The organism is Pauljensenia sp. 27098_8_83, from assembly GCF_041432695.1.
Taxonomy (GTDB): domain Bacteria; phylum Actinomycetota; class Actinomycetes; order Actinomycetales; family Actinomycetaceae; genus Pauljensenia.
The window spans coordinates 65,883-78,592 of record NZ_JAPWAD010000011.1; the positions used below are offsets into that span (position 1 = coordinate 65,883).

Consider the following 12,710-nt stretch of genomic DNA (forward strand, 5'->3'; position numbering starts at 1 on the left):
CGATTGTAACGGAGAAACGCCGGGTCAGTTTTCACGCCTGGGGGCGCAACGAAATCGCCATGTCTTCGAGGACCAGCAGGGGGTTTCCGTTCGACACGAGGCGCTTGCGAGCGGTTTCGATGTGGTCGACGCGCGCGAGGGTCTGGCGGGGCGTGGAATCGCGGGCAATCTGGCCCACCAGGTCGGCGAGGTCGGTGTTGATGAGTTCGCCGTCCCCACCCACCTGGATCATGAGGACGTCGCGGTAGATCGCGAGCAGGTCGATGAGCGCGCGGTCGATCGCGTCGGTGAGGGCGCGCTTGGAGCGGCGCTTCTGGTCCTCCTCGAGCTGGCGGATCATCGTGCGCGAGGCCTTGGTGGCGCTCTCGCCTTCGTCCATGCCGAGCTGGCGCAGCAGCTCCGCCTTTTCGCGGGCGTTGCGTTCGCTGACTTGGGCGTCGGCTTGGGCTTTCGCGGTCTCGAGGAGGCGGTCGGCGGCCATGACGGCCTCGCCGACGCTGCGCACGGACGCGGGGGCGGTGATAATGGCGCGGCGGCGTTCACGCATCTGGGGGTCGCGGGCGAGCGCGCGCGCCAGGCCGATGTGCGACTGGGCGGCGCGCGCGGCCTCGAGGGCTACCTCAGGGGTGGCGACGCCCTCGCGCACGAGCAGGTCGGCGACGGCGGCCGCGGTGGGGATACGCAGGCCGAGGTGGCGGCAGCGCGAGCGGATCGTGGCGATCATGTCCTCGGGGCTGGGGGCGCACAGGAGCCACACGGTGTGTTCGGGCGGCTCCTCGATGGCCTTGAGCAGGGCGTTCGCGCCGGACTCGCCGAGGCGGTCCGCGTCCTCGACGACGATGACGCGCCACAGCCCCTGGGAGGGCGAGGACTGCGCCTGCAGCACGAGGGAACGCGCGGTCTCCACGTTGATGATCGAGGTCTCGGTGGCCGCGAAGACGACGTCGGCGTTGGTGCGGCCCATCGTCGTGCGGCATCCGGCGCACTGGCCGCATCCCACGGTCTCCCCCGTGCACTGCAGGGCTGCCGCGAAGGCGCGCGCAGCGACGGAGCGACCCGAGCCGGGAGGGCCGGTGATAAGCCACGCGTGGCTCATGGAACGGGCGTCGTCGGAGGCGTGCGCGCCACCGCGGGAGGCGACGATCGCGCGAGCGGAGGCCGCGGCCTCGGAGAGCTTAGCGACCGCCGCTTCCTGTCCGACCAGCGAGGACCAGACGCTCATCATTCATCCCAGAGCGCGCCCTGGGATTCGCCCAGGGCTCCCACCATGGTGGCGGGCTTGCGGGCGCTGCCCTTGTCCGCGTTCTTCTGACGCGGCTTCTCAGAGTCACGATCAGTCTCAGGTGCTGCGGATGCTTCAGACGCAGCGGGTACCTCAGATGAGGACGAGGCCGGGGTGTCCTGAGCGGGCGCGGGAACGGAGTCGGAGGCCTCGTCGATGGTGACGACCCCGCCCTCGAAGCGCTCGACGAGGACGCCGCGGATCTCGGAGAAGACCTCGTCGACCGTGCCCACCGCGTCGATGACGACGAAGCGGTCGGGCTCGGCGTCCGCGAGGCGCAGGTACTCGTGGCGCACGCGTTCGTGGAAGTCCATGGACTCGCGCTCCATGCGGTCCGGGGCGTCGGTACGTCGGCGCGCGCCGACCTCCGGGGGCAGGTCCAGGAGGAAGGTCAGGGACGGGTAGAGGCCGCGGGTCGCCCATGCGCTCAGCGAGGCGATCTCGTCCACGCCGAGGGAGCGGGCCGCGCCCTGGTAGGCCAGGGAGGAGTCAATGTAGCGATCCCCCAGCACGACCGCGCCGCGTTCGAGGGCGGGGGCAATGACCGTGGCGACGTGATAGGCGCGGTCAGCCGCGTACAGGAGGGCCTCCGTGCGCGCGTCGACGTCTTCGGGGCCGTTTTGCACGAGGCGACGGATCTCCGTGCCCAACTCGGTGCCGCCCGGCTCGCGGGTGACGACGACCTCGCGGCCACGGCTCTCAAACCAGTCGCGCACCGACTGGATCTGCGTGGACTTCCCCGAGCCGTCGCCACCTTCGAAGGTGATGAACACTCCTCGCGCTGCCATCAGCTGTCCTTCTTCGTCGCGGCCTTCTTGGTGGCCGTCTTCTTCGCCGTCGTCTTCTTGGCAGCGGTCTTCTTGGTCGTGGTCTTCTTCGTGGCCGTCTTACGCGTGCGCTTGGGGGCGGGGCCCTTGGCGCGCTTGTCCGCCAACAGCTCGTAGGCGCGCTCGGCCGTCAGGTCCTCGACCGTCTCGGCGCGCGGCACCGTCACGTTGGTCTCGCCGTCCGTCACGTAGGGGCCAAAGCGGCCGTCCTTGACGGTGACCTTCTTGCCCGAGATCGGGTCCTCGCCGAACTCGCGCAGCGGCGGGCGGGCCGTGCCACGGCCGCGCGTCTTGGGCTGAGCGTAGATGGCCAGGGCCTCGTCCAGGGTGATGGTCAGCAGCTGATCCTCCGAGGCCAGCGTGCGCGAGTCCGTGCCCTTCTTCAGGTAGGGGCCGTAGCGGCCGTTCTGCGCAGTGATGACCTCGCCCGAGGCCGGGTCCGTGCCCACCTCGCGCGGCAGGGACAGCAGATTCAGCGCATCCTCGAGGGTGACCGTGGAGATGTCCATGGTCTTGAACAGCGAGGCGGTACGAGGCTTGGCGGCAGCCTTCTTCGTCTTCTTCGCGCCCTCCTCGGTGCCCTCGGTCTCCTCGGGCAGGACCTCGGTGACGTAGGGGCCGTAGCGACCATCCTTGACGATGATCGTGTGGCCGGTCGCGGGGTCGATGCCCAGCTCGCGGCCGTCGTCGGCGGCGCGGGAGAAGAGCTGATCGATCAGCTCATCCGTCAGCTCGTCGGGAGCGACCTCCGGCGGCACGTTCGCGCGCGTCCCGTCGGTCTTTTCCATGTAGGGGCCGTAGCGGCCCACGCGCAGCGTCACGCCGCGCCCCAGGTCGATCGAGTTGACGGCGCGCGCATCAATGTCGTCACCCAGGGAGGCGACGTCGTGGCGCAGGCCGCCATTCTCACCCGTGCCGTCGGGGCCGAAGAAGAAGCCGGACAGGAACTCCGTGCCGTTCTCCTCGCCCGCAGCAATACGGTCCAGGTCGCCCTCCATCGAGGCCGTGAAGTCGTAGTCGACCAGGTTCGCCAGGTTCTCCTCGAGCAGGCGCGTCACGGAGAACGCCAGCCACGTGGGCACCAGGTACTGGCCGCGGTGCGTCACGTACCCGCGGTCCCCGATCGTCTGGATGGTGGCCGCGTAGGTGGAGGGACGGCCGATGCCGAGCTCCTCCATGGTCTTGACCAGCGTTGCCTCCGTGTAGCGGCCCGGAGGCTGGGTCTCGTGGCCGTCGGGGGTGGCCTCGGTCAGGGTCGCGGGATCACCCTCGGCGACGTCGGGCAGGGTCTTCTCCGCGTCGTTCTTTTCCGCGTCGTAACGGCCCTGGTCGCGACCCTCCTGGTAGGCCAGGCGGAAGCCCGGGGAGGTGATAACCGTGCCCGAGGCCGAGGACAGCACGTCGTGGCGCGCACCGTCGACCTCAATGCCGGTGAGCACGCGGATCGTCGCCGTGTAGCCGAGGGCGTCGGCCATCTGCGAGGCGACCGTGCGCTTCCAGATCAGGTCGTACAGGGCCAGCTGCTGCTTCGACAGGGAACCGGCCACCTCGCCCGGCGTACGGAAATGATCACCCGCGGGACGGATCGCCTCGTGCGCCTCCTGCGCGCCCTTCGACGTGGTGCCGTACAGGCGCGGGGAGTCGGCGACGGCCTCGGCCCCGTAGAGCTGGGTGGCCTGCTCGCGGGCGGCGTGGATCGCCTGGCTGGACAGCGCGGTGGAGTCGGTACGCATGTAGGTGATGTAACCGGACTCGTAGAGGGACTGGGCGGTGCGCATCGTCGAGGAGGCGTTCCAGTGCAGTTTGCGCGACGCCTCCTGCTGGAGGGTGGACGTCGTGAAGGGGGCGGCCGGGCGGCGGCGGTAGGGCTTGCGGGTCACCGAGTCGATGACCGAGGCCGGGGCATCCGACAGAGCCTGCGCGTAGGCGTGGGCTGTGGCCTCGTCGAGGTGGAGGACGCCGGCCTTGGCGGCCTTCGCGCTCAGCTCACCCTTCTCGGAAAAGTCCGAGCCGGTCGCGATGGCGTGGCCGTCCACGGAGGACACGCGCGCGCCGAAGGCCTGGCCCGCCGACGTGAAAGCCGTGTCGATCGACCAGTACTGGGCGCTCACGTGCGCCATGCGGTCGCGCTCCTTGGCGACCACGAGGCGCGTGGCCACCGACTGCACGCGGCCTGCCGACAGGGAGGGGCGGATCTTGCGCCACAGGAGAGGCGACACCTCGTAGCCGTAGAGGCGGTCGAGGATGCGGCGGGTCTCCTGCGCGTCCACGAGGTCGGTGTCCAGGTCGCGCGTGTTCTCCAGGGCGCGCTGGATCGCTTCCTTCGTGATTTCGTGGAAGACCATGCGGCGCACGGGAACCTTCGGCTTCAGGACCTGCAGGAGGTGCCACGCGATGGCCTCACCCTCGCGGTCCTCATCAGTTGCCAGATAGAGTTCGTCGGACTCCTTGAGGAGCTTCTTAAGTTCGGTGACCTTTTTCTTCTTATCCGGGTTCACCACGTAGTAGGGCTTAAAGCCATCATCCACGTTAACGGCGAAACGGCCGAACGGCCCCTTCTTCATGTCCTTGGGCAGCTCGGAGGGCTGCGGGAGGTCGCGGATGTGGCCGATTGAGGCGGTCACGTGGTAGTCGGGACCCAGGTATCCCTCGATGGTGGCTGCCTTCGCAGGAGACTCCACGATCACGAGCTTCGTCGCTGACATTGCCGGTCCCTTCCGTCGCTTCCCCAGTATTTGTAGCACCCTCGTCCGCGGTTCACCTGGCGAGGCATCTGGGATGGACCTTACCGCGTCCCACCCACATCTGGGTACCGGTGTCGCTTCCGCGCGTCTCACGCCGCCCGGGTTTGACATTCACGAGGCAGTGGCGGATTCTCGCGCGCGGGCGCGCCCGGGCGAGGCACCGGATGGTGCACCCGGGGATACCTATACATAGGGGGAAGCCCCGGCCTCGTCCCGCGTCCCCGCGACACCCATCGTTTGTGTGACGGGCACTTCATCGGGCAGAATCGGTGGCGTGATCGCAAGTGTCCTGTCCGGTATCCCCTTCCCCGTGTGGTTCGCCATCGGGTGCGTCGTCGTGCTCCTGCTGAATCACTACGTCAAGCAGGCGGCCGCGCGCGCGAAGGGCGCCGTTCCCGCGCCGCGTGACGTGCGCAAGGCCGGCAAGGAGAAGGACTGGAACAAGCTCAACGAGCACCACACCCCGACAATCCACGGCAAACGCGAGGACATGGCGACCGAGCCTCGGGCGCGCCTGCTTGCCCCGTCCATGGTGTACGCGCTGTGTAACGGCGACCCGGTGAACGAGCTGGCGCTGTCGGCCCCGGAGGCCACGAAAACCATGATGGAGCACGACTGGGGGATCACGGACCGCGAGGGCCTGATCCGCCAGCTGTATTCGCTCCTGCGCGCGGGGCAACGCGAGGGTTTCGCGTCGCTGCGGGAGCGCTGCCAGAAGAAGTCGTGGGCCGAGTCCGAGATCGCCCGCCTGAACAAGACTGCCGACTCGTCGATGGAGGACTGGGAGAGTCGCTGGCGCATCCGCCGTTTCCTGGACAACGACCGCGGCATTCAGACCCTGGATTTTGCCGCGTGGGATTTCCTGCGCGCAGCGAACCTGACGCGCGCGGGCGCGGGCCTCGGCTGGCTCAGCGAGGACGAGGCCTGGGACACGTTCGCTCTCATCAACCGCGCGCTGCAGCACTCGTACTCCTCGTGGGACGAGGCCTGGGAGGCCTTCCGCACGACCCGCTGGCTGTGGGCCGCCGAGGGCGACGTTCAGACCGCGGCCAACGACCTGCATGACCGTAACCGAGGCGAGTTCCTCCTCGGCGCGTCGGGCCTGTGGACGACGATCCCGTGGGATGCCCCCTACCCGACGACCCGTTTCCTGCTGCTCGATGCGCTCGCCGACATGGGTGCGTTGCGACTGCTGCAGCCTTCGGCGTGGCACTACGCATCGGCGTGGGAGCAGGACCTGGACGCGCACACGCGCACTCGCGCCCCCATGTCCATCGGCGGCAAGCCGATCGTCCAGTAGCAACACCCTGGAACACGGGACGTATAATGAGTCGTCAGTCCTGATACGCGAACCGCACAGTCCAGTAGGAAGTCTGGGCGATGCCTCGCATCCGTCGCTGCGTCGAGCAGAATCCAGCGTCATCGGGTCCACCGTGGTGTACCTGGAGACGAGTAATGAAGACGGAATCCACACTATATTTCGATGGCCAGTTCTGGGTCGGTGTCATTGAGCGCCACGAGGCCGATCGTGTTCGCGCCGTTCGGATCGTGTTCGGCGCGCAGCCCTCAGACGCGGAGTTCTACGAGTTCCTTCTTGCTCACGCAAATGCGCTCTTATCCCGCCTCGACGAGGCCGCTTGGGCTTCCGATATGCCCCAACGCCGGGCGCCGCACCACAACCCCAAGCGCGCACAGCGCCAAGCGTCCCGCCTCGCTCGCCGTGCGCTTCCTTCTACTGCATCACAGGCAGCGATTCAAGCAGAACGCGAACGCACGGCACAAGAACGAGCTTCCATGACCAGGCAAAAGAAATGCCAGAAAGCTGAAGAGAAACGCCAACTCGCCCGCCTGAAAGCGAAAGCTCGCCACCGCGGCCACTAAGGACTGCGCATTAACCCCTCGACACGCACGTAAACCGCATAACCTGCGCGTGGGCGGCGCTGCCCACGCGCACATCATCAGGCCCACGTGCGGGTGAAAGGGCCCACGTACACATCATCGGGCCCACGTGCGCATGATCGGGTTTGCGCGCGTACACGGGCGGCCACGAAGTGGATAGGAAACCACGAACTGGATAGGTTATGACGTTGCGGATAGGAAAATAACCTATCCAGATCAGCGCTTCCTATCCAGATCGGCTTTTCCTATCCAGAACGCGCAGCCTGCTCCTTCCCAGATGAAGGGCGCGACGATGCAGGCCACCGCAGTAGCAGGCCCCGCGCCAGCAGTTCCGCAGTACCTGGCCCCGCACGGAGGCGTTACCCCCGCGCATCGCCATCCGGCTGGAGACACACACCCTCACCTCATGTACAATGTTCTGTACATAGGCGAGCAGAGGAGCACCCATGAAGACCATGACCTACACCGAGTCGCGCGCACGCTACGCCGAGGTCCTCGACCAGGTCGTCAACGACCGCGAGGAAATCGTCATCACCCGACAGGGTCACGAAAGCGTCGTCATTATCGCCCTCGACGAGTACGAGTCCCTCATGGAGACCGTCTACCTCATGCAGTCCCCCGCGAACGCCCGCCACCTGCGCGATTCGATCGCGCGTCACCGCGCTGGCGAGGGCGTCGTCCACGACCTCATCGAGCTCGACGAGGACTGATCATGCACATCACATGGGACGAGGAAGCCTGGAACGACTACGTCTGGTGGCAGTTCGAGGATCGCAAGACCCTCAAGCGCATCAACGCTCTCATCAAGGACATCCAGCGCAACGGGAACGAGGGGATCGGCAAGCCTGAGCCTCTTCGCTACGAGTTCTCGGGGTACTGGTCGCGCCGGATCGACTCACGGCACCGCCTGATCTACCAGATCAGCGACGATGGCAAAGCCCTCTGGATCATCTCCTGCCGCTTCCACTACGGCCAGTAGCATTCACGAGGACCGGGCTGATTCCACCCCAACAGACGAGAAACAACACCCTGACGCCAAGCGCCGCGGCTGCCCCTGCAGCCGCGGCGCCCACGCACACAACAACGCTCAGTACGTCAGGAATCCCCAGCGGATCAGGTCGCGCAGGGGTGCCTCGACCTCGGCGCGCACATCATCGGCTTCAACGGACGTGAGCATCGCGACCGCCGCCGCGATCTGGCCGACCGTCAGCTCACCGTCCGAAGCGCCGACCACCGCCGACACAGCCGACGACACCGGCACAGAACGGCCCAGTCCCCCACCCTGATGCATGATGATCAGCTCCGGGTCGGGGCTGCCCGGCACGTAGTGGCGCTCCTCGCGCACGTCCGAGGCGCGCCTCAGCGCGGTGTCCCACAGCTCCGGGGCACGCAGCGAGGCCAGCGCCCACGCGACGTCGCGCCCGCGCGGGGCGTGCCCATCGAGGGACAGGTCGTAGGCGCGCTTACCGCCCGAGGCGGCCTCGGCCTCGTCGAGCTTGCGCAGCGCCACAAAACCCATGCCGATCGCACCCGTGCCCGCGCGGCGGAAGTCGGCCAGCCACGAGGTGAAGGCCCGCTCGTAGTCGGCGCGGTCCATGAGCTGGCCGCCCGAGTCGCGAATCCACATGTCCACGTAACGGGCAGGATCGAGGACATCGCGCTGGACGACCCACGCGTCCACCGGCAGGCCATCACACCACGAATCCACGCGCCACGACCACTGAGTATCCGGGTTGCGGCTCTCGGGGATCTCCCAGTTGGCGAGCATCTGCAGGGTGCCGCCCTCGTTCATGCACGCGGGCGCACCGCGCAGGACCGCGCGGATCAGGTTGTCACGGTCCATGCCGCCATCGCGGTACTCGAGCAGCCCGGCCGCGCCGCGCACCGAATCCGGCGTGATCACGAAGGGCGGATTCGTGACGATCAGGTCGAAAGTCTCACCCTCGACGGGCTCAAACAGGGAGCCCTCGCGCACGTCGATCGTCGTCTCGTTGAGGGCCGCGTTGAACTGGGTGATCGCGCACGCGCGCGCCGACAGGTCGGTCGCCACCACGCGGCCCGCGTGCGTGGCCAGGTAGAGGGCCTGGATGCCGCAGCCGCAACCCACATCGAGGGCCGAATCAACCTGCTCGCGCACCGTCATCTCCAGCAGGGTCAGGGTCGCGCCGCCGATGCCGAGCACGTGGTCGTCGGCCAGCGGCTTGCCGGTCTGCACCTCCCCCAGGTCCGAGACCACCCACCACTCGTGGTCGCCGCCCGGCAGCGAGGCCGCGTGGGGTCGCAGGTCGAAGAGGGCGCGCATCCACGGGTCCGCCTCGACCTCGGGTTCGGGCGATTCCTCGTCGGGGTTACGCATCGTCGGCAGGCTTGAGGCCTGCGGGGACAAGGCCTCCTCACACTCCTCCTTGGGTTCACGCTTGGGCGCACCGCCCGCACGGGGCATGACGAGCGCGGAGGCGGCCTCGGCCTCGTCGATGGTGGCCGCAAGGCCGAGGGACCCCAGCCCGCATGCGCCCAGCGTCAGCAGGGCCGCGTCCAGGGCCGAGGCGCGCTCTGGCTGGCCGAGGACGAAGAAGCGCGTGAGGGTAGCCGCCGGGTCGGTGACGCCCGCGAGCTCGACGAGGGCGGGCAGGCGCGAGTCGCGCATGAGGGCGGACAGGGCGCCGTCACTGAGCAGCGTCTCAAGGGTGTCAGTGGTCCAGCTTGCCGCGATAACGTCGAAGCGCAGGCGCGCGATGAGGTCACGATCGAGGGCGGGGACGGGTGCGGAAGTCGTCATGACTCTAGACTATCCCCGCACGTACAATGCGCGTAACGACACGAGGCCCCCATGCGAGGCCCATAGGAGGAAAACCCATGTCCGGTGGACTTGTCGCACTGCTCGACGATATCGCGACCCTCGCGAAGGTCACGGCCTCGTCGATCGACGATGTCGCGGCGAACGCCGTCAAGGCCTCCTCGAAGGCGGTGGGCGTCGTCATCGACGACACCGCGGTGACGCCCCAGTACGTGTCGGGCCTGAGCCCGGCGCGCGAGCTGCCCATCATCGGCAAGATCGCGCGCGGCTCCCTCATCAACAAGCTGTTCATCATCCTGCCGATCGCGCTCCTGCTCACCTGGCTGGCCCCGCAGTTTCTCCCGTTCCTGCTGGTCGTGGGCGGCGCGTACCTGTGCTTCGAGGGCGGCGAGAAGGTCCTCGAGAAACTCGGCTGGCTGCCCGGCCACCACGAGGAGCACGAGGAGAGCGGGGCAGCCTCCGCCGAGGAACTCGAGAAGAGCATCGTCGCCTCCGCGACCCGCACCGACCTGATCCTCAGCGCCGAGATCATGCTCGTGTCCATGGCCGGCCTGTCCAACGAGACCGGCATCATGCGCGTCGCCGTCCTCATCGCGGTCGCGTTCTTCATGACGTTCTTCGTGTACGGCCTCGTCGCGCTGCTCGTGAAGGCCGACGATTTCGGGGCGCGTCTGGCTCGCGGCGCGCTGGACCCCAAGGACAACCGCCCCGGCCCCGTCGACAACGTCGGCCGCACGATCGTGCGCGTCATGCCGCACATCTTCAGCGTCATCGGTATCGTCGGCACGGTCGCCATGCTGTGGGTCGGCGGCCACCTGGTCATCGCGAACCTCGCCGAGGTCGGTGTGCCCGTCTTCCACCACATCCTCGAGGCCGCCGAGCACGCGGTCGCATCGGCCGGCGGCTTCGTGACCTGGCTGGTCGAAACCCTCCTGTCCGGCATCTTCGGCGTCATCCTGGGTGCCGTTATCGCGTGGATCGTCACCGGGGCTTCCGCGCTCGTGCGCCGCTTGCGCGCCAAGGCCTGATTTCTTTCGTTTCACGAGGCCGGGGCATGGTCGGGTGACCGAGCCCCGGCCTCGTCGTTGATCGCACTGCGCGAAAGATGACACACAACCCCTTCGCAATATGGGACTAAAGGACTACGCTAGTGTCATCAGCAAATCGCGCACGACGCCCCGAAGGAGCATCATGACCGTCTACACCCTGCCCGACCTGCCCTACGACTACTCCGCTCTCGAGCCCCACATCTCCGGGCGCATCATGGAGCTGCACCACGACAAGCACCACGCCAACTACGTGGCCGGCGCGAACGCCGCCCTCGAGAAGCTGGCCGCCGCCCGCGAGGCCGGCGACTTCGCCGCCATCAACCTGTGGGAGAAGAACCTGGCCTTCAACCTCGGCGGCCACACCAACCACTCCATCTTCTGGACCAACATGACCGGCGAGGGAGCCTCGCGCCCCGAGGGCGAGCTCGGCGCCGCCATCGACGAGTTCTTCGGCTCCTTCGAGTCCTTCCAGGCTCAGTTCGCCGCCGCCGCTCTGGGCCTGCAGGGCTCCGGCTGGGCCGTCCTCGCGTGGGACACCGTCGGCAAGCGCCTCGTGACCTACCAGATGACCGACCAGCAGGGCAACATCCCGGTCGCGACCGTGCCGCTGCTCATGATCGACATGTGGGAGCACGCCTTCTACCTGGATTACCTCAACGTCAAGGCCGACTATGTCAAGGCCTGGTGGAACCTCGTGAACTGGGAGAACGTCGCCTCCCGCTTCCAGGCCGCCCGCCTGTCCTCCGGCCTGGTCAACGCCCACTCCGCACTGTCCGACCTGGGCACGCAGACCATCGACACCGTCAAGGGCTGGTGGAAGAACTGAACGCTGCGCGCCTGACGCGACCGCGTTTCGGCCTGCTTTCTGCGGGCTGAGGTTCGGGGCGTGCTGTCCGTCCGCCACACGCAACGAGAGGCGGGATCCTTCGGGGTCCCGCCTCTGTCGTATTCCTGTTCCTGGCGAAAGCTCTGGCACATCGGCGCACACGTACTCCACGGCAGCAGCGTTCCCAACTCTGCGACGCCACAGCGACTTAACCACTTGCCGGTCGCTCATTCGCACGTGGGCCTGACGACTCGCACGTGGGCCCTCTAATCCACACGTGGACCCGCTAATACGCGCCTGGGCAGTCCCGCCCACACTCCACATATCGGGTTTGCGTGCGACAGAGCGGGTTACCGCTCGCAATAGCGTGTTCACGTGCGACCAACACGCCACGACAGACACCGAATCTGCCAAAACGCAGACCCATTCAGCAAAAACAGGACTTTTTCGCCGTTTTTCACCCAATGGGGCTGCACTTTGGCGGCCACACCACCGCAAACCGCGGCCTCGCCGTCACCAATCGGGGGGAATTGCACTACACGGGGGTTCGACACGCCGGCGACACGCCGCGAGAAGGCTTCGTGTAGTGCAAAACCCCCACCGCCACCAACCTGAAGTGCGCCATATCGCTACAAGACCTGGGCGCAGCATCGGTCGGCGCGAAAAAGTTCGCCCGACACCACCCCTCCACCGGCTCTTCCGCGAAAAAACTCGCCCAGCAAGCGCAAAAACGCTGAATTTGGGCCAATTTGAGCGCACAGGGCGAACTTTTTCACGCTTTCACGATCTAACAGCGACGCAGGGCGAACTATTTCGCGCGCGCAGACGTAGGCCTTCCAGTGCACTACCCATCAGCGACCGGGCCCCGCAGGTGTGGAGGGCGCGGGGGAGTGGGGGTCCCGAGGGCCTGGCTGCGGTGCCCGTGGGCGGCGGCATAACCCAGCCCCAAACAAATTTCGCATGCAATTCCCCCACGACACGAATCGATGCACGCTCAAAAACCGCAGAATATCAACGATTAGATTTCAACATTTGAAATACACTCAGGGGAATTGCATGCGAAATTGCTGGATGACAGAGGGGCCGCACTGCGGTGCCCGTGGGTGGCGGCGGGGCCTGGCCGGGCTTCGAGGCGACGCGCCGAGCGAAGCTCGCGGCGCGGACGGCTCGCGGGCGGGCCGCCGCCCACGGGCACATCAAGCAGCCCGGCCCGGCAGGGCACACAGGGCAACCCTGCCCGGCAAGGCGCCCGGAACACCCGTGGGGCCACACAGCCACACAGCAAC

At 67.2% G+C, this 12,710-nt stretch carries 10 protein-coding genes; 6 read left to right on the forward strand and 4 right to left on the reverse strand.

Translation table 11 applies throughout. The features are described from left to right. Nucleotides 1-31: 31 nt before the first annotated feature. Genes O3656_RS05645 through topA form a run of 3 tightly spaced genes read right to left on the reverse strand, consistent with a single transcriptional unit; the run spans nt 32 to nt 4,814 of the window. Nucleotides 32-1,225: a DNA polymerase III subunit delta' gene (locus tag O3656_RS05645; RefSeq protein ID WP_500063013.1), complete on the reverse strand. Its 1,194-nt coding sequence runs from the start codon at nt 1,223-1,225 to the stop codon at nt 32-34. Beyond that, nucleotides 1,222-2,070, reverse strand: coding sequence for a dTMP kinase (gene tmk / locus O3656_RS05650; protein ID WP_500063014.1), 849 nt, complete (start codon nt 2,068-2,070; stop codon nt 1,222-1,224). The genes O3656_RS05645 and tmk overlap by 4 nt, the downstream gene beginning before the upstream one ends. Next, on the reverse strand, nt 2,070-4,814 hold the full coding sequence (gene topA, locus O3656_RS05655; RefSeq protein WP_500063015.1) for a type I DNA topoisomerase: 2,745 nt from the start codon (nt 4,812-4,814) through the stop codon (nt 2,070-2,072). Before topA ends, tmk begins: the two co-directional genes overlap by 1 nt. Nucleotides 4,815-5,127: 313 nt before the next feature. On the opposite strand from topA, the gene O3656_RS05660 reads away from it, so the two are divergent. From O3656_RS05660 to O3656_RS05675, 4 genes are all read left to right on the forward strand, one after another. After that, entirely contained in the window at nt 5,128-6,153 is a 1,026-nt protein-coding gene (locus O3656_RS05660) for a DUF1266 domain-containing protein (RefSeq protein WP_500063016.1), read from the forward strand. 155 nt (nt 6,154-6,308) lie between these two features. Continuing rightward, nucleotides 6,309-6,734, forward strand: a complete 426-nt coding sequence (locus O3656_RS05665; protein WP_500063017.1) for a YjdF family protein — start codon at nt 6,309-6,311, stop codon at nt 6,732-6,734. Between the two features lie 464 nt (nt 6,735-7,198). Next, nucleotides 7,199-7,462 carry a type II toxin-antitoxin system Phd/YefM family antitoxin gene (locus tag O3656_RS05670; protein WP_500063018.1) on the forward strand — a complete coding sequence of 88 codons (264 nt, stop codon included), beginning with the start codon at nt 7,199-7,201 and terminating at the stop codon, nt 7,460-7,462. Between the two features lie 2 nt (nt 7,463-7,464). After that, nucleotides 7,465-7,731, forward strand: a complete 267-nt coding sequence (locus tag O3656_RS05675; RefSeq protein ID WP_009053938.1) for a Txe/YoeB family addiction module toxin — start codon at nt 7,465-7,467, stop codon at nt 7,729-7,731. A gap of 108 nt (nt 7,732-7,839) precedes the next feature. Here O3656_RS05675 and O3656_RS05680 read toward each other — a convergent pair whose 3' ends face one another. Then, nucleotides 7,840-9,531 (reverse strand): methyltransferase, encoded by a 1,692-nt coding sequence (locus O3656_RS05680; protein WP_500063019.1) that lies wholly within the window; start codon nt 9,529-9,531, stop codon nt 7,840-7,842. Between the two features lie 77 nt (nt 9,532-9,608). On the opposite strand from O3656_RS05680, the gene O3656_RS05685 reads away from it, so the two are divergent. Next, nucleotides 9,609-10,577 carry a DUF808 domain-containing protein gene (locus O3656_RS05685; RefSeq protein ID WP_500063020.1) on the forward strand — a complete coding sequence of 323 codons (969 nt, stop codon included), beginning with the start codon at nt 9,609-9,611 and terminating at the stop codon, nt 10,575-10,577. 163 nt (nt 10,578-10,740) lie between these two features. After that, nucleotides 10,741-11,424: a superoxide dismutase gene (locus O3656_RS05690; RefSeq protein WP_500063021.1), complete on the forward strand. Its 684-nt coding sequence runs from the start codon at nt 10,741-10,743 to the stop codon at nt 11,422-11,424. Nucleotides 11,425-12,710 lie beyond the last annotated feature (1,286 nt).

Coding starts and splice junctions, on each gene's coding strand:
- O3656_RS05645 (WP_500063013.1), bottom strand. CDS start 1,225: ATGATGAGCGTCTGGTCCTCGCTGGTCGGACAGGAAGCGGCGGTCGCT.
- tmk (WP_500063014.1), bottom strand. CDS start 2,070: ATGGCAGCGCGAGGAGTGTTCATCACCTTCGAAGGTGGCGACGGCTCG.
- topA (WP_500063015.1), bottom strand. CDS start 4,814: ATGTCAGCGACGAAGCTCGTGATCGTGGAGTCTCCTGCGAAGGCAGCC.
- O3656_RS05665 (WP_500063017.1), top strand. CDS start 6,309: ATGAAGACGGAATCCACACTATATTTCGATGGCCAGTTCTGGGTCGGT.
- O3656_RS05670 (WP_500063018.1), top strand. CDS start 7,199: ATGAAGACCATGACCTACACCGAGTCGCGCGCACGCTACGCCGAGGTC.
- O3656_RS05675 (WP_009053938.1), top strand. CDS start 7,465: ATGCACATCACATGGGACGAGGAAGCCTGGAACGACTACGTCTGGTGG.
- O3656_RS05680 (WP_500063019.1), bottom strand. CDS start 9,531: ATGACGACTTCCGCACCCGTCCCCGCCCTCGATCGTGACCTCATCGCG.
- O3656_RS05685 (WP_500063020.1), top strand. CDS start 9,609: ATGTCCGGTGGACTTGTCGCACTGCTCGACGATATCGCGACCCTCGCG.
- O3656_RS05690 (WP_500063021.1), top strand. CDS start 10,741: ATGACCGTCTACACCCTGCCCGACCTGCCCTACGACTACTCCGCTCTC.